The organism is Alteromonas portus, from assembly GCF_005117025.1.
GTDB lineage: Bacteria > Pseudomonadota > Gammaproteobacteria > Enterobacterales > Alteromonadaceae > Alteromonas > Alteromonas portus.
In genome coordinates, this window is the sequence record NZ_SWCO01000001.1 from 530,189 (window position 1) to 550,535 (window position 20,347).

21 protein-coding genes are annotated in these 20,347 nt (G+C 44.3%); 15 read left to right on the forward strand and 6 right to left on the reverse strand.

From position 1 onward, the window contains the following. Nucleotides 1–55 precede the first annotated feature (55 nt). From E5672_RS02115 to E5672_RS02125, 3 genes are read left to right on the forward strand one after another with little or no spacing between them, the layout of a single operon-like run. On the forward strand, nucleotides 56–2,155 hold the full coding sequence (locus E5672_RS02115; protein WP_136780710.1) for a type I secretion system permease/ATPase: 2,100 nt from the start codon (nucleotides 56–58) through the stop codon (nucleotides 2,153–2,155). Beyond that, nucleotides 2,152–3,519, forward strand: a complete 1,368-nt coding sequence (locus tag E5672_RS02120; protein ID WP_136780711.1) for an HlyD family type I secretion periplasmic adaptor subunit — start codon at nucleotides 2,152–2,154, stop codon at nucleotides 3,517–3,519. Before E5672_RS02115 ends, E5672_RS02120 begins: the two co-directional genes overlap by 4 nt. Then, nucleotides 3,519–4,115 (forward strand): response regulator transcription factor, encoded by a 597-nt coding sequence (locus E5672_RS02125; protein WP_136780712.1) that lies wholly within the window; start codon nucleotides 3,519–3,521, stop codon nucleotides 4,113–4,115. Before E5672_RS02120 ends, E5672_RS02125 begins: the two co-directional genes overlap by 1 nt. Here E5672_RS02125 and E5672_RS02130 read toward each other — a convergent pair. From E5672_RS02130 to E5672_RS02140, 3 genes are all read right to left on the reverse strand, one after another. Continuing rightward, nucleotides 4,090–6,024: a bifunctional diguanylate cyclase/phosphodiesterase gene (locus E5672_RS02130; protein ID WP_136780713.1), complete on the reverse strand. Its 1,935-nt coding sequence runs from the start codon at nucleotides 6,022–6,024 to the stop codon at nucleotides 4,090–4,092. The genes E5672_RS02125 and E5672_RS02130 overlap by 26 nt on opposite strands. A 6-nt stretch (nucleotides 6,025–6,030) precedes the next feature. Further along, on the reverse strand, nucleotides 6,031–6,711 hold the full coding sequence (locus E5672_RS02135; protein WP_136780714.1) for a transglutaminase-like cysteine peptidase: 681 nt from the start codon (nucleotides 6,709–6,711) through the stop codon (nucleotides 6,031–6,033). Nucleotides 6,712–6,864: 153 nt separating this feature from the next. Continuing rightward, nucleotides 6,865–8,046: a flagellar assembly protein T N-terminal domain-containing protein gene (locus E5672_RS02140; protein WP_136780715.1), complete on the reverse strand. Its 1,182-nt coding sequence runs from the start codon at nucleotides 8,044–8,046 to the stop codon at nucleotides 6,865–6,867. Nucleotides 8,047–8,331: 285 nt separating this feature from the next. Here E5672_RS02140 and E5672_RS02145 point away from each other — a divergent pair, with 285 nt between their 5' ends. Further along, nucleotides 8,332–8,817, forward strand: coding sequence for an LPP20 family lipoprotein (locus E5672_RS02145; protein WP_136780716.1), 486 nt, complete (start codon nucleotides 8,332–8,334; stop codon nucleotides 8,815–8,817). 31 nt (nucleotides 8,818–8,848) lie between these two features. Here E5672_RS02145 and flgN read toward each other — a convergent pair whose 3' ends face one another. The 3 genes from flgN to flgA all read right to left on the reverse strand — a co-directional run bounded on the left by flgN (nucleotide 8,849) and on the right by flgA (nucleotide 10,474). Next, nucleotides 8,849–9,280, reverse strand: a complete 432-nt coding sequence (flgN, locus tag E5672_RS02150) for a flagellar export chaperone FlgN (protein ID WP_136780717.1) — start codon at nucleotides 9,278–9,280, stop codon at nucleotides 8,849–8,851. Between the two features lie 41 nt (nucleotides 9,281–9,321). Then, nucleotides 9,322–9,651, reverse strand: a complete 330-nt coding sequence (gene flgM / locus E5672_RS02155; RefSeq protein ID WP_136780718.1) for a flagellar biosynthesis anti-sigma factor FlgM — start codon at nucleotides 9,649–9,651, stop codon at nucleotides 9,322–9,324. 103 nt (nucleotides 9,652–9,754) lie between these two features. Continuing rightward, the gene (gene flgA / locus E5672_RS02160) at nucleotides 9,755–10,474 is read right to left on the reverse strand and encodes a flagellar basal body P-ring formation chaperone FlgA (RefSeq protein ID WP_240692135.1); all 720 of its coding nucleotides are present in this window, start codon (nucleotides 10,472–10,474) and stop codon (nucleotides 9,755–9,757) included. A gap of 269 nt (nucleotides 10,475–10,743) precedes the next feature. Here flgA and E5672_RS02165 point away from each other — a divergent pair, with 269 nt between their 5' ends. From E5672_RS02165 to flgJ, 11 genes are all read left to right on the forward strand, one after another. Next, entirely contained in the window at nucleotides 10,744–11,673 is a 930-nt protein-coding gene (locus E5672_RS02165; RefSeq protein ID WP_136780719.1) for a chemotaxis protein CheV, read from the forward strand. Nucleotides 11,674–11,688: 15 nt separating this feature from the next. Then, entirely contained in the window at nucleotides 11,689–12,519 is an 831-nt protein-coding gene (locus E5672_RS02170) for a CheR family methyltransferase (RefSeq protein WP_136780720.1), read from the forward strand. A 199-nt stretch (nucleotides 12,520–12,718) separates the two neighbouring features. Further along, a complete protein-coding gene (gene flgB, locus E5672_RS02175; RefSeq protein WP_136780721.1) occupies nucleotides 12,719–13,150 on the forward strand; it encodes a flagellar basal body rod protein FlgB in 432 nt (143 codons plus the stop codon). Nucleotides 13,151–13,152: 2 nt separating this feature from the next. Next, nucleotides 13,153–13,575: a flagellar basal body rod protein FlgC gene (gene flgC / locus E5672_RS02180; RefSeq protein ID WP_025254327.1), complete on the forward strand. Its 423-nt coding sequence runs from the start codon at nucleotides 13,153–13,155 to the stop codon at nucleotides 13,573–13,575. 31 nt (nucleotides 13,576–13,606) lie between these two features. Beyond that, the gene (gene flgD / locus E5672_RS02185; protein ID WP_136780722.1) at nucleotides 13,607–14,293 is read left to right on the forward strand and encodes a flagellar hook assembly protein FlgD; all 687 of its coding nucleotides are present in this window, start codon (nucleotides 13,607–13,609) and stop codon (nucleotides 14,291–14,293) included. 14 nt (nucleotides 14,294–14,307) lie between these two features. After that, nucleotides 14,308–15,693: a flagellar hook protein FlgE gene (gene flgE / locus E5672_RS02190; protein WP_136780723.1), complete on the forward strand. Its 1,386-nt coding sequence runs from the start codon at nucleotides 14,308–14,310 to the stop codon at nucleotides 15,691–15,693. 225 nt (nucleotides 15,694–15,918) lie between these two features. Further along, nucleotides 15,919–16,662 carry a flagellar basal body rod protein FlgF gene (locus tag E5672_RS02195; RefSeq protein ID WP_014997598.1) on the forward strand — a complete coding sequence of 248 codons (744 nt, stop codon included), beginning with the start codon at nucleotides 15,919–15,921 and terminating at the stop codon, nucleotides 16,660–16,662. Nucleotides 16,663–16,708: 46 nt separating this feature from the next. Continuing rightward, nucleotides 16,709–17,497: a flagellar basal-body rod protein FlgG gene (flgG, locus tag E5672_RS02200; RefSeq protein ID WP_014997599.1), complete on the forward strand. Its 789-nt coding sequence runs from the start codon at nucleotides 16,709–16,711 to the stop codon at nucleotides 17,495–17,497. 11 nt (nucleotides 17,498–17,508) lie between these two features. Next, nucleotides 17,509–18,189 carry a flagellar basal body L-ring protein FlgH gene (flgH, locus tag E5672_RS02205; RefSeq protein ID WP_136780724.1) on the forward strand — a complete coding sequence of 227 codons (681 nt, stop codon included), beginning with the start codon at nucleotides 17,509–17,511 and terminating at the stop codon, nucleotides 18,187–18,189. Nucleotides 18,190–18,210: 21 nt separating this feature from the next. Then, on the forward strand, nucleotides 18,211–19,323 hold the full coding sequence (locus E5672_RS02210; protein ID WP_136780725.1) for a flagellar basal body P-ring protein FlgI: 1,113 nt from the start codon (nucleotides 18,211–18,213) through the stop codon (nucleotides 19,321–19,323). Between the two features lie 60 nt (nucleotides 19,324–19,383). Continuing rightward, nucleotides 19,384–20,334: a flagellar assembly peptidoglycan hydrolase FlgJ gene (flgJ, locus tag E5672_RS02215; RefSeq protein ID WP_136780726.1), complete on the forward strand. Its 951-nt coding sequence runs from the start codon at nucleotides 19,384–19,386 to the stop codon at nucleotides 20,332–20,334. Nucleotides 20,335–20,347 lie beyond the last annotated feature (13 nt).

Here is a 20,347-nt window from a genome sequence, read left to right on the forward strand (position 1 = left end):
GGAAAAGAAGGTCGTAGACGACATATCTTATTTGGAGAGACAAGGGGGAGTGTTGATGGATTGTTTAATAACAATCTGTCACGCCCATCATTTAGATGTATCTCGAGTTAGCTTGCTTAGCGGACTGCCTTTAGATCATGGTGAACTATCGCCTACCGGATTTGAGCGCGCAGCAAAACGCGCGGGACTCGCCAGCAGGACGGTCAAGCGCGAACTAGACCATATCAACACTGCGATTTTACCCGCCGTTTTAGTGCTTAATGAGAAGCAGGCCTGTGTACTGCATGGTCTCGATAATACCCATGCCAGAGTTTCTTATCCAGAACTCGACGATGCTGTAGTGGAAGTACCTAGAGATGAACTAAGCGCCTGCTATACGGGGTACGTCATTTTTGCTCGGCCCGAAATGAACGCACAAGAAACCAATGCTCAAATTGATAAGTCATCAGTGGGGCACTGGTTGTGGTCATCCATTAGAACGGCAAAAGGTTTGTATCGCGATGTCCTTTTAGCGTCCGTTTTTATCAGTTTACTTTCTATTGCATTACCCCTGTTCGTGATGAATGTTTACGATAGGGTAGTGCCCAATGCTGCTTTAGAGACCATGTGGGCATTAGCTATTGGCGTTTTGCTTGTGCTAGCCGCTGATTTTCTATTGCGCATGCTCAGACAATACTTTGTTGAGTTAGCGGCAAGTCGTTTGGACGTCACGCTATCGGCAAAAATAATGGAAAAAGTGCTGTCTATAAACTTGGCTAGTAAACCGGCCAAAAGTGGATCATTTATAAATAGCCTACAGTCTTTTGAAAGTATCCGTCAGTTCTTTGGTTCTGTCACTTTAGTGGCGCTGGTTGATTTACCCTTTGGGCTACTGTTTGTAGTCATTATCGCCATGATCGATTTTTATCTGATCATTCCAATACTCATTGGGGCTACTGCGCTTTTCCTTTATGCAATGAAGGCGCAACGGGTAATGCGTTCACTTTCTGAAGAATCGATGGAAATTAGCTCTCGTAAAAGTTCGCTTGTGACTGAAAGCGTAACGTCTTTAGAGGACGTCAAAGCGTTCGGTTACCAAAGTAGAAACCAAAGTGCGTGGGAAAAGCAGACGATATTTCTAGCTAAAGTGAACGCTAAACTCCGTTTGGTATCAATGTCGGTAAATAACGCAGCGCTTTGGATCCAGCAATCGGTGGGTGTGGTTATCATCCTCACTGGCGTGTACCTTATTATTGAGGGGGTAATTACCCAAGGTGGGTTGATTGCTGCTTATTTACTATCAAGCCGAGCAATGGGACCGGTTTCTCAGGCTGCTGCATTGCTTGCACAATTTCATCACGCTGAAACGGCAAAGAATGCCCTTGATGACATTATGTCGCTGCCAAGTGAAACAGGTAGAAATAAACAAATAAAAAACAACGTTGTACTTAAAGGCAATATTGATGCTAGCCAGCTCTGCTTTAAGTATCCCGACGAAACCGTTCTTGCGCTAAAGGACATGAGTTTCTCTATCAAGCAAGGTGAACACGTTGCCATCTTAGGCAAAAACGGATGTGGAAAATCAACCTTAAACAAGCTCCTCATGGCTTTTTACCGTCCTGAATCCGGGCAACTTTTGTTGGACGGAATAGACCTACAGCAATATGACCCTACGCTACTACGTAAACAAATAGGCTATGTACCGCAAGACGTGAGCCTTTTTCATGGCTCACTAAAAGACAATATTTTGCCAGATGACACACATATCGACGACGCTGAGTTTTGGGAGGTCATTACCCAGTGTGGTTTGGCAAAGCTTGTTAATGGTAGCGCGAGTGGTATAGAGCAGAATGTAGGAGAGCGCGGCTGCTTGTTATCCGGCGGACAACGTCAAGCTGTGGCTATGGCAAGAGCCATAGTGCGAAACCCAGCGATCTATATCATGGATGAGCCAACTTCAGCGATGGACTCAACTAATGAAGCGCAAATGAAGGAAACGATCAAGGCGGCGACAGCGGGTAAGACTCTTATCATTAATACGCACAGAACCACATTGCTCGATTTGGTAGAGCGGGTAATTGTTGTAGAAAACGGAAAAGTTATTGCCGACGGTAAGAAGGAAGAGGTGCTAGTGCAGTTTAGACAACCCAGTCAAGTATTGAAGAGGGCACCATGATTTTGAAAAGTGATGGTGAGAAAAAAGACTGGTTACAGCGGCTTATGCGAGGCTGGCTTGCGCCACCACCAGGCCAAGATTGGGTACTGGAAGCTGAATGGTCGCGTATTATGCAAACGCCAGTGAAAGCTCGTGGTCTACTCTATGTGGTTATAATAGTGTTGTTTCTGTTGGTGGTGTGGTCTTACTTCGCAGAAATTGACGAAGTCGCCAAAGGTGATGGCAAAGTTATTCCTTCACAACAACTGCAGGTGCTTCAGTCATACGATGGCGGGATAGTACAGGAGATTTTAGTACGCGAAGGACAAACGGTAAAAGCGGGGCAGGTGCTGTTGAAAGTAGACCCGACACGTTTTTTGTCCAGTTTGGAAGAGAATACCACGCAATTTGCGGCACTTGCTGCGAAGGTTCAGCGCTTGTCTGCACTTACCCAAGGCGAAGTGTTGCGATTTAATCGAAACCTTCGCGAACGGGCCCCTACAATTGTTGATAACGAGCGAAAGCTTTACAACTCTAATTTAGCTGAACTTGATGAAGTAGCCGCGGGTTCTGATTCTCGTATTATGCAGCGTCGACAGGATGTTGAAGAGGAAAGGGCAAATCTTTCCCAATATCAGAGCGTATTATCCCTTTCTAAAAAAGAGCTAGCGGTAACTAAACCTCTACTTGCGTCAGGTGCAGTTTCAGAAATAGAGATCCTTCGATTGGAGCGACAAATCGTAGAACTTGAAGGCAATATCACTAAGTCTAAAGTCGCCATTGAGCGAGGCCTTAATGCCATCGAAGAAGAAATTATCAAGAAAGAAGAAGCGCGTTTAAAGCTTGTTAATCGCTGGAATCAAGAATTGACCGATGCCACTGCTGAAATGGCAACCTTGCAACAGTCTCAAACGAGTTTAGAAGACGTGGTATCGCAAGCTGACATACGTTCACCGATTAATGGTACGGTTCAACGGCTGCTTATCAACACGGTGGGCGGTGTGATCACGCCTGGAAGCGCGGTTGTAGAGCTTGTTCCTCAAGATGACCAACTTATCGTCGAGGCAAAAGTTTCGCCAAAAGATATCGCATTTATAAGAGAAGGGCAGCCGGCCATTCTGAAATTTAGTGCATACGACTTTACCATTTATGGCGGAATGTCGGCCGAAGTTCAGCACATAAGTGCAGATGCTATCACCAATGAAAAAGATGAAACCTACTACCTTGTAAGACTAGAAACTAAGCGCAGTATTGCCGATGAGTCTCTAGATATTTTGCCAGGTATGATTGTGCAAGTAGACATTTTGACAGGTAAGAAAACGGTACTTAACTATATTTTATCGCCCTTGTTTAATGTGACAGCATCTGCGCTGAGGGAGCGTTAATGAGACATTTCATTGCTGAAAAAGACTTACAAGGTGCACTGACTCACTACACTTGGTCCAGTTATAGTAGTGTCACTCAGTTGGAGTGTGATGAGAGCGATTGCGTTTGGGTTTTGACTACCGATGAGAGCTGGCGTCAACAATTGGTAGAAGCCAAACAAAAAGTTAATAACCTTGTGCTGCTAACTTACAAATATGACCGGACAGAGATGCAAACGGCGTTAATGTTAGGCGCTAGAGCGTACTGCCATGCTCTGGGTACTCAATCTCTACTTTCTTCGGTAGCACGTGTTATTGAGGCGGGAGGCATGTGGTTGCCCAATGAATTGTTAACACAGACCACATCAAACATAGCCGCTAACATGCAAACGAAGCGGGTTCTCCCCTCATTACAAGGGCTTACAAACCGAGAAAAAGATGTGTTGAATGGTATTTTGGAAGGGTTAAGCAATAAAGAGATAGCAAGAGAGCATGGTATTACTGAGCGTACCGTTAAAGAGTACGTTGGTACGCTCCTTCACAAGTTTGAAGCGAAAGACCGGATAAGCTTATTGCTTCGCTTAGGTGAGTTTAGTCATTTAAAAGATGCTCTATAACTTCAATATGTGAAACCACACCATCTATCCCTAATTCAATGAATAGTTCTTGGTGATCTGAGCGTTTAACGCCATCTGCATAGACCTTTATACCAAAAGTGTGAGCGAGAGAGCAGAAACCACGTATAAATGCGTGATTGGCTGGATTGAAATCGATATCTGCCATAAACGCTGAATCGATTTTCACATAATCCAATCCCATCTCTTGAACGTTCAACAATTGCGAGAAGGATTCTCCAACTCGCTTTAAACCCACTTCGCATTCTTTGGCTTTAAGCGTTGTACAAAAGTCTCTAAACTCATCAGGGAAGCGCGTAGCGGTAGATTCTCGCACCTCAATACATAATTGCTTTGCAGCTTTTTCATTGGTTCCAATTTGATAATAAAGTTGAGCAAGAATTTCCGGGTTGAGCATAAATTGCTCAGAACACAAAAAGGCAAACTTCGAGTTTGTATTGGTGCGGTTTATGTAGTTAATTAAGCTGGTAATGGTAGTTAGCTCAAGCTGAGGTAAAAGCCCCAGATAGCGAGCCCAGTGGGTATAATAACCACTTTTTCTTAGTTCGCCATCTATCGTTACTCCCGCCCAACTTTGGTAATGAACCAAATTGCGATCAATATCTAATACGGGAAAGTTAAAGGTTTCTACGCCACATTCGTCAATAGTATTTTGTAGTTCTTTTTCCCAGCGCTTTTGCTCTACTAAGCTAATAAACTCTTTGAGCGTTGACTCTATGAAGGGTTCGTCCATATCTAACAATTCTGCTTCGTCAATCATCGCATCTGCCCGCATTAATAAGGCAGAAAAACTGTCGTCGGGGCGAAGTTTAACAACAGATTGGAACACCTTTGGATCGCCGGCTTCACTAAATGCACTCAAGCAAGCGCCATGGACCGCTTCTGAAATAGCCATAGCGTCATGAGTTTCTGTAAGCAGAATAGCAAACTCGTTTTTCTGCATTCTTGCAATTCGACTGTCGGTAAACTGATGATGATGTAGTGATAAGCAGTCGTTAATTTCCTCGACGAAATCGCGAATACGCTTTTTTCTGGTTGCAGCAGGTGAGCGCAAAAAGCCTTCACCTTCAGTGAATCTCACAAAGAACAGGCAGTTCACACCTTCCGTGTCTCTAAAAGCCAGCTGCCCTTTTAGAATAGAGATGAAATAATCCCTATTTGCTACACCAGACTCGTCATCAAATTGTGTTTTGTAGCGCATAAGGTCAAGGCGAGTATTCTCTTCCTCCATGATCTTTTTAGAGTTAGTAGCAAGAAAATTCATAGCGCGCACCACGCGCTTAAGCTCTAACGTACGAGGTTCTTTGAGCTGGATAAAGCGCATCTCTTGAAACGACTCTGCTTGGCGGACAACACCGTCTAGAGGTCTAATAATAAAGCGCAGCGCCCAGCCCCCTAATAAGCCCGAGAATACACCGACAAGCGATAAACCTATGATAAGACGTTGAGTGGCGCGCCACATAGAGGCGACAGCAAAGCTAGTGTCGGTTTCAACATAAACTGTGCCGTACTGACCCCAGCCTTCACTAACCTGAGCAATGCCTGGCTTGACGTTGGGGGAAAAGTTGTCTGAGAACCACTGCGGCGTATCCTTATCTAATTGCACCTCATGTGTATGCGCAGAGACAATTTCGCCATCAGATTTTTGAAGTACGATAGAGGCATAATGACCAATATCAAATTGGGACATGATAAAGAGGTCTAGAGAAACAGGGTCTTTTTCAAGGCCACTTAACGTTAGAGCAAGCATACTCGCATTGTCTAAGTTTTTTGAATAGAGTTGTTCTTCTACGTATTGTTTAGTAGTAAACCCATGAATTGTGACACTACCCGCAATTGCAACAAGGACGACAACTGCTATGGCAAGCCATAATTCTCTTGTTATTGACATAAACTCCTAAGACCTTCTGCTAATCCCCTCTTGCTTCATGCGTTCAATAACGTCACGCCACCGTGATAGTCTGCTTGTAGAAGTCGAGACTTGCGCCGTTTTCCCAGGCTGCCAAATTCCTGAATCATTAAAACTGAAAACAGGAATTAAGTCTGTCCGTTGAGAGCCTGGCAACACATTAGACACTAAGCTGTCGAGCACCAGAGGATCCGATGAAGGGGTGTCATAGTATCCTAAAACCATGTGTGCTTGGGTTACCCGGCTTCTACCAATCTTTGCTTTAACATAAATTAAGCGAAGTTTAGAACTATCGATACCTAAGTGTAGCAGAGCTACGTATTTTGCAATGGCATAATCCTCACAATCTCCGCGAGAATGGCCAAAAAGTTCAGAAGGTGTTGCCCAATAGTCCTTTTCTTTAAAAACGACATCGTCTGTGGCGTATTGGATATGCTCGTCAAAGAAAGCGTTTACACCGATAAGCTGCTCTTTAACGGCCTTATTTTCAAGATCGTGAAGTTTTATTTCTAGCGCGCTGACATGTAATGCTTTGTCAGCTCCAAAATTATTTTTAACTTCCTGTTCAAGCTTTGGGAACTCGATTACGTAGTGATCCCTCAGTTGTTGTCCAGCCAGTAGCAAGGCTACTAATGCTAAGCAATGCGACGCAAACAGAGAAAGGGTCATATTTTATTTGTGTAGGTCATACTAAAGTATAAGGTAGAGTACTTGTCTCTATCTAAATTTTAAGTATCGAATATAATACGTTGTTATAGGTATAACACGGCCTTGTTGATATTCCAACCATAGCGATATGTAATTGATAATGAGAAAGCTGACTTACTTCTTAACTACAAAATCGTTTTCCTGAATATTCGCCGTAATTCCCGTCGTGGCGTTGACTACCACAGACGAATTGCCAAATGCACTATCCACAATAAATGTACCGGGGTAGAGCGTATATTGAAGATATTTTCTACCGCGATTGTCGACCACCTCTTTGGCCTGATAAAGGTATAGTTCATCTTTTTCAGAAATGCCATTGTCTCGCCCGAGAGATACCGAAATTTTATTGTTCGCAATATTGATGACTCGCCCAGTAACGGGTTGGCAGGCTGTTGCTTCTTTAATATCCTCTATTAATTGACTGATTGACGTGTCAATTGCTTGACCGTAGCGTGATTGCCAAAAGGTCGACGAAAATTCATCTACGTCTTCAAACCTATCAAACGTCCACTCTTCATTAGTATCGTAAGAGGAAGTAAATAATAGTCCGCCGTTTATTCCGTCATAAACTTGTACAGTCATTGCAAAAGCGCGATATGAAGTATTGGCTTTCCATGGAGTGAATATCGATGCTTCTTTTTGCGTAACGCTTAAATCATCAATAACCCCAATAATGACGAACTGCGTGTTACTTTGATCTGACAAGGTGCGTACGTTTTTGTCTGTATAACGACTATCGAACTTTGCAGTGTGGGGGGCCACGTAAGAAATGCTGAGATTATCTGACTGGTCTTGCATTGCTTTAGCTAAACGCTGTGTGAATGCTTTATCAAAGTTTGGAATATTTCCTTGGGTTAATTGTGCTCTGTTTCTTATTCTAAAATGAGTGGTAGAAAAATGTTTTTCATCGTGCTGCGCTGAGCATATTTCACCTTTAGGAAAGATGTCAGCACGCACGCTGACCGTTACCACGTCCCCATTATACGTCTCGCTGACGAGTTCAAGCTGTTCTACTTCGCCCGTCGAGCGGATCGTCATTTCTTCGTTTTTAAGCAGTCCATTTGTCAATTTTGCTACGCTTTGAACTGATGCCCCCGCAAACAGCATGGCTTGTTTAAGGGCGTCTTGCGTTGCAGCTCGCTTAGCGGCTTCTTTGTTGCCGTTCATTACCACCGCTTGTCCTGTGGCTTCATACCAAACGGCATTGGCTTGCCCCACTACCAGGCCAAGTAGGCAAACCGCGGCCATTGCTCTGCTTAACCATGCCATTAGCGTTAATCTACTTGCTTGTCGCACGTGACACCCCTGTGGTTGTTTTGTTATTGCGATTAAATAATGTCGTAACCTTTGCGGGAACTATGCGAAAAAAGTGCCAATTAAAGGTGGGAGCTATCTTCTAAAGAAAACGGGCGCATATATTGCTTAACTCCTTCTTGCTAAGGTATATGACTACAAAATGTCGTTGTGAAAGTTGATGTGATTCGAAACGATACACTGAAATACTATTAGTCTATACAGGTGATAAAGGTAAACATTTAGACGTCACTAATTCGTTATTGATGCACACAGAGGTTTTAAATTATGTGGTTGAATGGACTTAAAAATTCAAAGTTACTTTTGCGGTCTTCCATGTTTGGCCTGGCAATTTCTTTGAGTGGTTGTGGCATCATTGATAAACACGTCGAATGGGAAACCGTCGAGCCTGAAACTTATCCTGTTTTAAAGGCTGTGGGTTATGCACCTATTTCATCGCAAAAAGGTGAATCCGACAGTATGAAGCTAATAATGGCAATGAAAGCGTCAAAATTAGATGCATATCGAGAGTTAACCGAGCAGGTTTACGGACAAAAAATTGAGGGTAGCCAGTCTGTGTCTCGCCTTGTTGTTGATAGCGAAACGCTGCGCGCTTCTGTTGAAGGCGTGATAAGAGGTGCTGAAGTCGTTAAAACCTATCCTGTGGGAGAGGATACTTACGTAACAGAGCTTTCGTTAGATATGCAGCAGGTCTACGATATTTATTTATCTACCACAAAGCCACGACGAGTTAAGGATGTGAAATACTATTGAGTGTTGGTCGCGTAAGAGCAGAACATGGGGGCTAGGCGCTAACGCCAGAACCCAAAGAGCCACCTTTGGGCTTGCCTTTCTTGTCATAAGTTAGCGACTCTTTCGCTCTAACTTCCATCATCAAATTCCGTAAGTGGGTGAGGCGTAGCTGTCCTTGCTCAACGGCTTTTTGATTAACTTGAGTACGGTATTTACAGTCGTCAAGAAGCTTTTTAGCGTTAGCCATTAAGGCTTCATCTTCTTCTGACAATGATTCATGACTATCGATAGAACCTTCTATACTCGCGTCAAGAGTTTGAATAGACGTTAACAGCGACGTTTTTTCGTCTAATAACTTCATTAAAGATTCAGCGTCACGTGAACTAATAAGCTGCAACTCTTTTTCAAGTAAAGCGGCCAGTGAAGACATCTGCTCTACTTGGCGTGATAATGCTTGTGTTAATTCACTTACTTGTTCTGCCACTGTACCTATCTCATGAAACGAGGTTAATTCTTATTCGCTGATTACTTAGCGCCAAATATCTCAGACTCTAATTTCGCTATTTTAGTCGCCAAGACTTCTGGATTTACTTTGTAATCACCGCTTTGAATCGCTTTCTTTAAGCGATCTACTTTTTCTTGGTTCACAGGTGCTTCAGTCCCTTTCTTTTGAACTTGATTCAGCTGCTGTGCAGATTGCGTCAATGAAACCGAGTCTTGTCTTGGCGCTGGGGCTGTTTGTGCCGATTGCGCTGAAGCCTGTTGTTGAGATTGTTGCGTCTGGTTTTGTTGCGCAACTTTCCCATTATCAACGGGTGTTTTAGGTAACCCATTGTTTATATTATTAATTGCCATATCTAGTCCTCACTACTATTTTGCCTCTGTGATATATATCGACCTTTTGGCTAATATCTTTAGCTAAATTGAGAACAAAATAGTAGATATTTCACACTCACTTTTACAAGTGTATCACGACTTCTTCAGGGCTTGCGACTCTGGCGATGACGGCCTTCTGACTACTGGCATTAATCACTTTAATGTTGTCGCCAACTACACCATCCTGCTGCGCTATTCCTGCCGTCTTAACTTCCATTCCCGCAACCTCTGCGGTAATCGTTATTCTATCGCCCTTACAAACAAAGCATAGCATATTTGATTGTATAGCTTGACCATCGGTAATGCGACGTTTCATTCTTGCACCAATCAACGAAGCTAAGTCAGTGAATGCAGTATAACGTAAACGACGTACGTCAACTTCTGCCATTGTTAAATTGGACGTTGTTAAAACAGTTCCTGGGCTTATTGCGCCTTGGGTGACTACGATTTCTTTGGTGCGCGTTACTTGTCCGCTGGTAAATAAATACCATTCATTATTCTTACAGCTAACTCGCACCGATATATATGACTGGCTAAGTGCTTCCGGTGATGCATTGTATTGAAAGCCCGTTGGGCAATCGGGGATATTTATCCTATCGTCTATCTTCACAATAGCGACATCGATGTTAGTATCCTGCGCATTATCAGTAAGTTGATTTATCAAGTACTGCTTGGCACCTTCCTCAACTTGCTCATGGTTGGTCGCTGCCCCATAGCAATATGCACTGAGCAAACCGAGTACTAAGCTGGCGAATGAGCGATAGAATGTGATACGCATTTTTTCGTTTATCTTTTTCATCATGACTTTTCGTGTTCAGTTTACGAGTTATTGACTATGCTTAACAAAACCCATGTTTATGAATAACAGGTTTGGCGGCAAAATTAAGTTCAAAGGTTGGGGTAGACAGCTTCAACAACGGCTCACCTCGTGGGCAACGTTGAAATGCTTGTGAAGCTTAATCAAACCTTGTGCGTCATTTTTCTGTCGTTTGACCTGCAAAAATTTAGTGATATTGTCTATCTTTAACATAAGAGGCAATGATCATGCCCAGTATTACTTAGAGGTGACCTATGTCGGGGATTTTAGATTCGGTAAACCAGCGAACACAGCTTGTTGGGCAGAATCGCTTAGAGTTGTTGCTGTTTAGACTGAACGGTCGTCAACGGTTTGGTATTAACGTGTTTAAAGTGCGTGAGGTGCTTCAGTGTCCTCCACTTACATCAATGCCGAAATTGAACCCATTGGTTCGAGGTGTTGCCCATATCCGTGGTCAAACTATTTCGGTCATTGATTTAAGTATGGCAACCCGCGGTCGAAAGATTGAAGACCTTTCCAATGCCTTTATTGTAATTGCCGAATACAACCGTTCTGTTCAAGGCTTTTTGGTAGGCGCTGTCGAGCGTATTATCAATACTAACTGGGATGCCATTATGCCACCGCCACAAGGTACAGGGCGAGCGAGCTACTTGACGGCAGTAACGGAAGTTGAAAACGAACTTATCGAAATTTTAGATGTAGAGAAAATTCTAAACGAGATTTCTCCACTAAATGCCGAGGTGAGTGCGGATGTTGCTGAAGGACTGACTACCGAAGGGCAAGAAAACAAAATTATCTTTATTGCTGATGACTCGGCAGTAGCGAGAAATCAGGTGAAAAAGGCACTTACGTCGCTAGGTCTTGAAATTGAGCTTGCTAAAAATGGCCTTGAAGCACTCAACCGACTTAAAGAAATTGCCGAAGAGTACGGTGACGTAACAAACCGCGTTGGTGTACTAGTTTCGGATATCGAAATGCCGGAAATGGACGGTTATACGCTTACCGCAGAGATCAAAAATATTCCAGAACTTCAGAAACTGCATGTGGTACTTCACACTTCGTTAAGCGGTGTTTTCAACCAAGCTATGGTACAGAAGGTTGGGGCGGATGACTTCATTGCGAAATTCCATCCAGACGAATTAGCGACAGCAGTTCAGAAATGGCTGATGACTGAGTGCGAGTAACGGAGCAAAAACGGATTGGCTAATAAAGACGTTTCGCCTGCAAGTTATCTAAAGTTCAGAGAGTTTCTTGAAAAGCAATGCGGCATAGTGTTAGGAGAAAATAAGCAGTACTTAGTGCGTAGCCGGCTGGCTTCATTGCTGTTTAAGCACAAATATGAATCAGCTGACGAACTGATTGATGTTGTTGTGCGAGGGTTCGATAGAGCGTTATTACAAAGTGTAATCGACGCGATGACAACGAATGAAACCTTGTGGTTTCGCGATAATTATCCGTTCGACCTTCTTATAAAGGATCTGCTGCCGACCTTATCTGCAAAGAACCAAAAGATCCGTATTTGGAGTGCTGCTTGTTCTTCAGGTCAAGAACCTTATTCTATTGCGATGTCGGTGCTTGAATTTCAGCGTCAACGCCCAGGAGCATTGAGAGCTGGCGTCGAAATTGTGGCAACTGACTTATCATCTGAAATGTTACAAAAATGCGAGCTAGGCATTTATGACGAACTGTCGCTGGCAAGAGGGTTATCTCCTCAGCGAAGACAAGCATTTTTTCAACAAAACGAAGAAGGTCTAATGCAGGTAAAGCCTGAAGTTCGCAGAATGGTAAGCTTTAGAAGTTTGAACCTGCTTACAAGTTATGCAGCACTTGGCCGCTTTGACATCGTGTTTTGCCGCAACGTATTGATTTACTTCTCATCAGAAGTAAAACAGCGGATCCTGCAACAAATTGCCGGACAACTGCAGCCTCAGGGCGTGTTATTCCTTGGCGCATCGGAATCTATCAGTGCTGCAAGCGATATATACAGCATGGTTAAGTGCCACCCTGGCCTTTACTACCAAAAAAAATAATCTAATTTACTGGCCTGATTAATAAAGGTTTTTATAAATCAGGTCAGAATTATTACCTTTCTATTTCCCGTCAAAATCTCATTTTGGCATCTGCCTTGCTAACTATTCTACAAACGACAGTAAAACGGCAATGTCTTTCTTTATGTACGTTCGTTTAGCTTGTCATAGAAAATGTTTTAAGTATGTCAGAGGTCATGTTATGGCTATTAACCTAGATAAGTTGGTGGGCTTTCACGAATCAGCGCTCAATATACGTACTGAGCGTATGGAAGTGATTGCAGGTAATCTAGCCAACGCTAATACGCCTGGTTATAAAGCACGAGACATTGATTTTAATAAAGCTATGCAGTCTGCAATGCAAGAGGCGTCAGGTAATTCAACGGGACACTCATCAAAAATGGTGCGGACCAATGAACGCCACTTAAGCGGCAATTCTACGTCGGTAGCGGCAAACTTTGACATGCAGTACCGCATCCCCACTCAGCCAGATACCGGCGACGGTAATACGGTAGAAGTTCAAGCGGAAAGAAACCGATTTTTAGATAATGGTTTGCGCTACCAAGCCAGCCTTGAATTTTTGAACGGAAAGATCAAAGGCATGAAAAAAGCGCTTGGCTCAGGAGGTCAATAGTCATGAGTTTATTTAATGTAATGCAAATTTCGAGCACCGGTATGGAGGCAGAAAATGTGCGCCTAAATACCACGGCAAGTAACATCGCCAATGCAAACTCTGTAAGCAGCAGTTATGACGAAACCTACCGAGCCCGCCACCCTGTTTTCGCAACCGCACTACAGGATGCCATGCGTGACCAGTCTAAGGGGGCAGGTGTTCAAGTTAAAGGTATTGTGGAAAGCGACGCACCGCTTAATGTGGAATATTCGCCTAATAATCCAATGGCAGATGAAAATGGATATATCTACAAGCCAAACGTCAACATTGTCGAAGAAATGGCAAATATGATGTCAGCGTCAAAAGCATATGAAACAAATGTACAAGTAGCGGATACCACTAAACGAATCTTCCGCCGCGTACTGCAGTTAGGTCAAGGGCAGTAATTTGCCGCTTGAATAATGTGAGGATTAATTAGTGAACACCATAAACAACACCGGCTTAAATACCGATCTGTATTGGCAGGAAGAAACCGTCAAAATTGCCGATGGTACTGAGCAGCAGTTAACACAAGAAGATTTCTTTTCAATGTTAACTGAACAGCTTGCAAATCAGGACCCTACGGCACCGGTTGATAATGATCAGATGGTGGCGCAAATGACGTCATTTACGATGGCAGACGGTATCTCTCAGCTAAACGAAAAGTTTGAATCCTTTGCTGCTTCTATGACATCGAACCAAGCGCTGCAGGCGTCAAGCCTTATCGGTCAAAACGTGCTAGTCCAAGGTAATATTGGCTATATGGCAAATGAAGGCGATGGGATTTCAGGCGTTATCGTAAACGAGAGTACGGTTCAAAATATGACAATTAACATTGAGAACCAATTCGGTGAAGTGATTAAAACTATTGATGCAGGTACACAAAGTGCAGGCAACATTGAGTTTGAATGGGACGGCAAAGATAAGCATGGTAACCAGATGGCACCCGGTGAATATGTTATCAGTGCTACTGGCGAGCTTAACGGTGAAGGTGTGCAGCTGAATACTGCCGTTAATCGTCATGTTGGAAGCGTAAGCTTGGCCGGTAGTGGTCAGGGCGTAATTTTGAATTTGGATGGTGATGTCAGTATCAACCTTGATGACGTCATTCAAATCGGCAGTTAGTAGGAGAATCAATAATGTCTTTTAATATTGCACTGAGTGGCGTATCGGCCGCACAAAAAGATTTGGATGTAACCGCCAACAACATCGCAAACGTAAATACGGTTGGCTTTAAAGAATCTCGAGCAGAATTTGGTGATGTTTATGCAGCATCACTGCTTTCAGGCGGCAAAACGAAAGTGGGTGACGGTGTACTTACTCAAGAAGTTGCTCAGCAATTTTCTCAGGGCAGCCTTCAGTTTACCAACACGTCGCTCGATTTAGCGATTACAGGTAACGGTTTCTTTGCGACAGTACCTGAAATTACGTCTCGCGATTTCTCATTCACTCGCGCTGGCCAGTTTAAGCTCGATAGCGACAACTTTGTAGTTAACAGTAACGGCGACAACCTGCTGGGCTTCCCTGTAAACTCAGACGGTACAAGTGCATCAGTTGCATTAAGTACAACGGAACCAGTACGTATTCCTGATTCATCGGGGTCGCCAGCACAAACCACAGAAGTTGATATTCGTATGAACTTACCTGCAGGGGATGCTGCGTTAGATCCTCAGGACTTTGACCCTGAAGATCCACTTACCTACAACGCCGCAACATCGGTGACGGTATATGATTCGTTGGGTGATAGTCACGTAATGACGTATTACTTCATTAAAGACAACACGGCAGGGGTTGATAACGAGTGGTACGTTGCGACTGCAATAGACGATACCCTCGTCGATATGACAGATTCAACAGGCGCTGATACTGACCCAGCTACCGCCGTCAATTCAGTTGGCGGTAACACGGGTAACGCCGTAACAGCATCTAAACTTATTTTCTCTCAGGGCGGTGATTTCTCTGGTATGGAAACACCAGATGGCTTACCTACGCTAGACTTTAAAATGCAAACTGAAGCACTAGGTGCGGGTATTCTTGCAAATGGTTCAGATCCGACACAACAGATAAGCATTGATTTCAATCTAGATGTGAATAACGCTACGCCTAATGAGCCAACTCAGTTTGCTTCAGCGTTTGAAGTAACGTCATTAGAACAAGACGGTTTGCCAGTTGGTCGACTGACGGGTATCGATATCGGCCCTGACGGTTTGGTTCGCGCTACCTTCTCTAACGGTACATCAGAGCCTATTGTTCGTGTTGCACTGGTACGTTTTTCTAACGAACAAGGCCTAACTCAAGAAAGCAGTACTCAATGGAAAGAAAGTATTCTTTCAGGTGAGGCACTAGCGGGTGAAGCTACAACCGGTACGTTTGGAGAAATAAATTCTTCTGCGCTAGAACAAGCTAACGTTAACCTGACTACCGAGCTTATCGATATGATTATTGCTCAGCGTAACTTCCAGGCTAACTCACGAGCTCTGGAAGTAAACAATTCACTAAACCAGACTATTCTGAACATTCGATAGTTAACGTTTAGACTCGTTCGACGAAACAAAAAAGCGGCAATGAATAGGCGGAAAAATCCTCTATCGTTGCCGTTATTTAATAGAGCCGCGTCACAGCGGTTCTTTTATTTTCCTCATATTATCAATTCTTTAGCTTCTATATTTTCTATCTGACGTAAAAATCCACAGGTTGGCATCGCCTTTGCAAAATCTTGTTTAAGGTTTAATCAGAGTCAAAAGTCAGTCATGGACAAACTTCTCTATATTTCAGCGAGTGGCGCATCTCAAGACCTATTAGGTACCGGGATTAGAGCCAATAACTTAGCTAACGCACAGACCACCGGATTTAGAGCCCAGCTAGAGCAAGCTAGGTCCATGCCGGCCTACGGCGAAGGTTTGCCAACCCGCGTGTTCTCTATGACTGAAAGCCCGTCAAATAACTATGAGTCGGGCCCAATGATTAAAACGGACCGCGACTTAGATGTGGCTATTCAAGGGGATGGTTGGTTCGCGGTACAAGATCAAAATGGTCAAGAAGCCTATTCCCGTGATGGTAACTTTAAATTAGGCGATGACGGAATTTTGACAGACATTCACGACCGCGTGGTACTAGGTGACAACGGGCCAATTTTTTTACCTGTACCTCTTGATAACCTAAATATTGCCGCCGACGGTACCTTGTCGATGAGGCAGCTAGGTGCCCCAGCCAATGTGATCGAAGAAGTCGGCCGCCTTAAATTGGTTAGTCCTAACTACGCTGATATGGAACGTGGCAACGACGGCTTATTTAGAATGGAAGATGGCTCAATTGCGCCTGCTAATGCAAACGTCAAAGTAATGTCTGGCATGCTTGAAGGCTCTAACGTGAATGCCGTTGAAGAGATGGTGGACATGATAAGCCTGCAGCGTCATTACGAGCTACAGGTCAAAATGATGAAGCAAGCCGAGAAACTAGATCAAAGTGGTAACGCATTACTACGCATACTGTAAACGAATTTTTATCACCGTTGCCCTATGAGCAACGTCGGAGGTTAACATGCATCCAGCACTATGGATAAGTAAAACCGGACTAGACGCCGCACAAACAGATGTGGCAGTGGTGTCTAACAACCTAGCAAACGCATCAACGGTTGGCTTCAAAAAAGACCGCGCGGTGTTTGAAGATTTGCTTTATCAGAATATTAACCAGCCAGGGGGGCGTTCATCTGCTGACACAGAACTGCCTTCTGGACTTATGCTTGGCTCAGGTTCAAAAGTAGTCGCTACGCAAAAAGCACATACGCAAGGCAATTTATTAACCACTGAGAACGCCTTAGATATGTCGATTCAAGGCCGAGGCTATTTCGAAATATTGCAGCCTGACGGCACTATTGCTTACTCAAGAAATGGTCAATTTTCATTAAACGACCAAGGGCAAATCGTTACCTCTGGTGCTGGCTTCTTGCTTCAGCCTGAGGTAGCCGTCCCAGAAGATGCACAGCAGATCACTATTTCTCAAGATGGCGAAATTAGCGTGAGTATTCGCGGTCAAGCTGAACCCCAGGTATTGGGGCAGATGAATATTTCAGATTTTGTTAACCCAACGGGTCTTCAACCAATTGGGCAAAACTTGTTTGTGGAAACTGCATCTAGCGGAGCGCCAATTCAGGGCGTCCCAGGCCTTCAAGGACTAGGGTATATCTCTCAAGGTACGTTAGAAACCTCTAATGTAAACGTCACCGAAGAATTAGTTAACCTTATCGAGAGCCAACGCTTGTATGAGATGAACTCTAAAGTTATCTCGTCAGTTGACCAAATGCTTGGTCAGGTTATCCAGCAACTTTAATAGGTAACATCATGCGTATTTTAGGTTTATCTGTTGCTCTACTTTTACTTGGCGGCTGCGCCAGTACAAACGAGCCTCCTGTTCAAGCAAATGATCCGTCATTTGCGCCAGTAGTGCCAGATTACCCGCGTGAAACGGTGGTTGAAGACGGTTCGCTATTTCGTTCCTACATGGCAAATAGTTTGTACTCAGATGTCACCGCTAGACGAGTGGGCGACATTATTACGGTTACGTTAAACGAAAGTACGTCAGCCAGTAAGTCTGCTGACACCACTACGGCCAAAGACACAAACGTAAACCTAGATACGATAACCGGCCTAGGTGGTCAGGCGGTAAATATTGGTGGCCAATCTATTCAGTTAGGGATCGGATCTTCTCGCGACTTTACCGGTGATGCTGCAGCTAACCAAAGCAACAGTTTAGACGGCGCTATTTCCGTAACGGTTGTAGATGTATTGCCGAACAATAATTTGGTTATTCGCGGTGAGAAGTGGTTAACGTTAAACCATGGTGATGAGTACATCCGTTTAACCGGCATTATTCGCCCCGCAGATATCAGTCCAGAGAATGAGATAGTGTCAACGAAGGTAGCCAATGCTCGCATTCAATACTCGGGCACAGGTACATTTGCGAGAGCGCAAGAAAAGGGTTGGTTAACTAAGTTTTTCGATTCAACTTGGTGGCCTCTTTAGGCTTTTGGTAGGAGAGTGGACATGCGTTTATTTTCAGTCGTATTAGCCGTATTAACACTGCTTTTATCTTCACAAGCAGCGGCGCAGCGTATTAAAGATTTAGCAAGCATACAGGGCGTGCGTAGCAACCAATTAGTAGGGTATGGTCTTGTCGTTGGTTTACCTGGTACCGGCGAGCAAAGCCCATTCACCGAGCAGAGTTTTAGAACCATGCTAAGCAATTTTGGTATTAGTTTGGATGCTAACACTAAGCCCAAAATCAAAAATGTTGCAGCGGTGGCTGTTCATGCTGAATTGCCTGCTTTCGCAAAACCGGGTCAAACCATAGATATTACGGTTTCTTCCGTAGGTGAGGCGTCGAGCCTTCAAGGTGGAACACTTCTCCAAACGTTTCTACGTGGTGTCGATGGCAAAGTTTATGCGGTAGCACAAGGTAGCTTAGTGGTAAGTGGCTTTGGTGCACAGGGCGGCGACGGATCTCGTATTGTCGTAAATACGCCTACGGTTGGCAGAATTCCAAATGGCGCTATGGTAGAGCAATCTGTTCCCAGTGGTTTTGCCAATGGCGACACGTTAACGCTCAACCTGCATTATCCAGACTTTTCAACGGCGAAAGCATTAGCCGACACCATAAACGAGCGCTTAGGCGCACAGCCAGAGAACGGATATGTTATTGCCAAACCTATAGATGCTGCGTCTGTGCGCGTAACAGCCCCTCGTGATGTGGGTCAGCGCGTGGGCTTTTTGGCAACGTTAGAAAACTTTGAATTTACGCCCGCAGATGCGCCAGCGCGCGTTGTGATAAATAGCCGTACAGGCACCATTGTGATAGGCAGCGATGTTCGTCTATTACCTGCTGCCATTACTCATGGTGGCCTAACTGTGACAATTTCTGAAAATCAGCAGGTTGCTCAACCTAATGCTTTTGCTGAAGGTCAAACCGTAGTTACCACTCAGTCAATCGTCGATGTGGACTTGGCAGATAGCAGAATGTTTAAGTTTGAGCCTGGCGTTACCCTCGATCAGTTAGTGCGTGCGGTTAACGAAGTTGGCGCGGCACCAGGCGACTTAATGGCAATTCTAGAAGCACTTCGTCAAGCAGGCGCGTTGCGCGGTGAGCTCGTTATTATTTAAACAAACGAGAAGCACAAAAGTAGTCGGCGAAAAAGATAGGGTTATAGCGGAATAAGCACAATGGAATCACTTAGCACAAAAAGTCAGCTTGATATGGCACGCAACGTCCACGATATGGGCAGCATTAATAAAATGCGTGAAGCCATTGCGTCAGGTGACGAGACAGTATTGCAAGAGGCTGCGCAGCAGTTTGAGGCAATATTCGTGCAAATGATGCTGAAATCCATGCGTAAAGCGCAAGATGCCCTTGCTGATGAAGACAGTCCTTTTAATTCACAACAAGTAAAGTTTTATCGCGATATGCACGACCAGCAGCTTGCAACCGACCTTACATCAGGCGGAGGCTTGGGGCTGGCTGATGTAATAGTTAAACAGCTCGGGCAAACGGAAAACAGCTATACACCAGCAAGTGTTATTAGAAGCGACGGTGATCTTTCATCGCTAAATAGAAATCGTGAATACAAGGTTGCCCAAGCACAAGATATTGCGCTTTCTTCTAACTCGATTAAAACACAGTCGGCACAAAAAGATGCCATGTTTGAAAGCCCAGAACAGTTTGTTGAAAGTCTTATGCCTATAGCGGAAAAAGTTGCGGAAAAATATGGCATGGACCCGAAAGCAATCGTTTCTCAAGCGGCCGTAGAAACTGGGTGGGGAAAGTTTGTCATTCACAAATCCGACGGCAGTAGTTCGCACAACCTCTTCGGCATAAAGGCCAACAAAGGTTGGCAAGGTGAGCAAGCGGTAGTGGATACATTGGAATTTAACAACGGACTGCCTCAGAAACAAAAAGCTGCGTTTAGGTCTTACTCATCGGTAGAAGAAGCGATGGAAGACTACGGACGCTTTATCACATCACAGCCTCGCTATAGCCATGCTGTGGAAAATGCTTCTGATGCTGCGCGTTACACTAATGCGCTTCAAGAGGCGGGCTATGCTACCGACCCTGAATACGCAAGCAAGATAATGGCCGTGTATAACAGCGAACGTCTTAGCGCGCTGATGCCATAGTGTAGGGGCCATA

Coding starts and splice junctions, on each gene's coding strand:
- E5672_RS02115 (WP_136780710.1), top strand. CDS start 56: ATGGATTGTTTAATAACAATCTGTCACGCCCATCATTTAGATGTATCT.
- E5672_RS02120 (WP_136780711.1), top strand. CDS start 2,152: ATGATTTTGAAAAGTGATGGTGAGAAAAAAGACTGGTTACAGCGGCTT.
- E5672_RS02125 (WP_136780712.1), top strand. CDS start 3,519: ATGAGACATTTCATTGCTGAAAAAGACTTACAAGGTGCACTGACTCAC.
- E5672_RS02130 (WP_136780713.1), bottom strand. CDS start 6,024: ATGTCAATAACAAGAGAATTATGGCTTGCCATAGCAGTTGTCGTCCTT.
- E5672_RS02135 (WP_136780714.1), bottom strand. CDS start 6,711: ATGACCCTTTCTCTGTTTGCGTCGCATTGCTTAGCATTAGTAGCCTTG.
- E5672_RS02145 (WP_136780716.1), top strand. CDS start 8,332: ATGTGGTTGAATGGACTTAAAAATTCAAAGTTACTTTTGCGGTCTTCC.
- flgM (WP_136780718.1), bottom strand. CDS start 9,651: ATGGCAATTAATAATATAAACAATGGGTTACCTAAAACACCCGTTGAT.
- flgA (WP_240692135.1), bottom strand. CDS start 10,474: ATGATGAAAAAGATAAACGAAAAAATGCGTATCACATTCTATCGCTCA.
- E5672_RS02165 (WP_136780719.1), top strand. CDS start 10,744: ATGTCGGGGATTTTAGATTCGGTAAACCAGCGAACACAGCTTGTTGGG.
- flgB (WP_136780721.1), top strand. CDS start 12,719: ATGGCTATTAACCTAGATAAGTTGGTGGGCTTTCACGAATCAGCGCTC.
- flgC (WP_025254327.1), top strand. CDS start 13,153: ATGAGTTTATTTAATGTAATGCAAATTTCGAGCACCGGTATGGAGGCA.
- flgE (WP_136780723.1), top strand. CDS start 14,308: ATGTCTTTTAATATTGCACTGAGTGGCGTATCGGCCGCACAAAAAGAT.
- E5672_RS02195 (WP_014997598.1), top strand. CDS start 15,919: ATGGACAAACTTCTCTATATTTCAGCGAGTGGCGCATCTCAAGACCTA.
- flgG (WP_014997599.1), top strand. CDS start 16,709: ATGCATCCAGCACTATGGATAAGTAAAACCGGACTAGACGCCGCACAA.
- flgH (WP_136780724.1), top strand. CDS start 17,509: ATGCGTATTTTAGGTTTATCTGTTGCTCTACTTTTACTTGGCGGCTGC.
- E5672_RS02210 (WP_136780725.1), top strand. CDS start 18,211: ATGCGTTTATTTTCAGTCGTATTAGCCGTATTAACACTGCTTTTATCT.
- flgJ (WP_136780726.1), top strand. CDS start 19,384: ATGGAATCACTTAGCACAAAAAGTCAGCTTGATATGGCACGCAACGTC.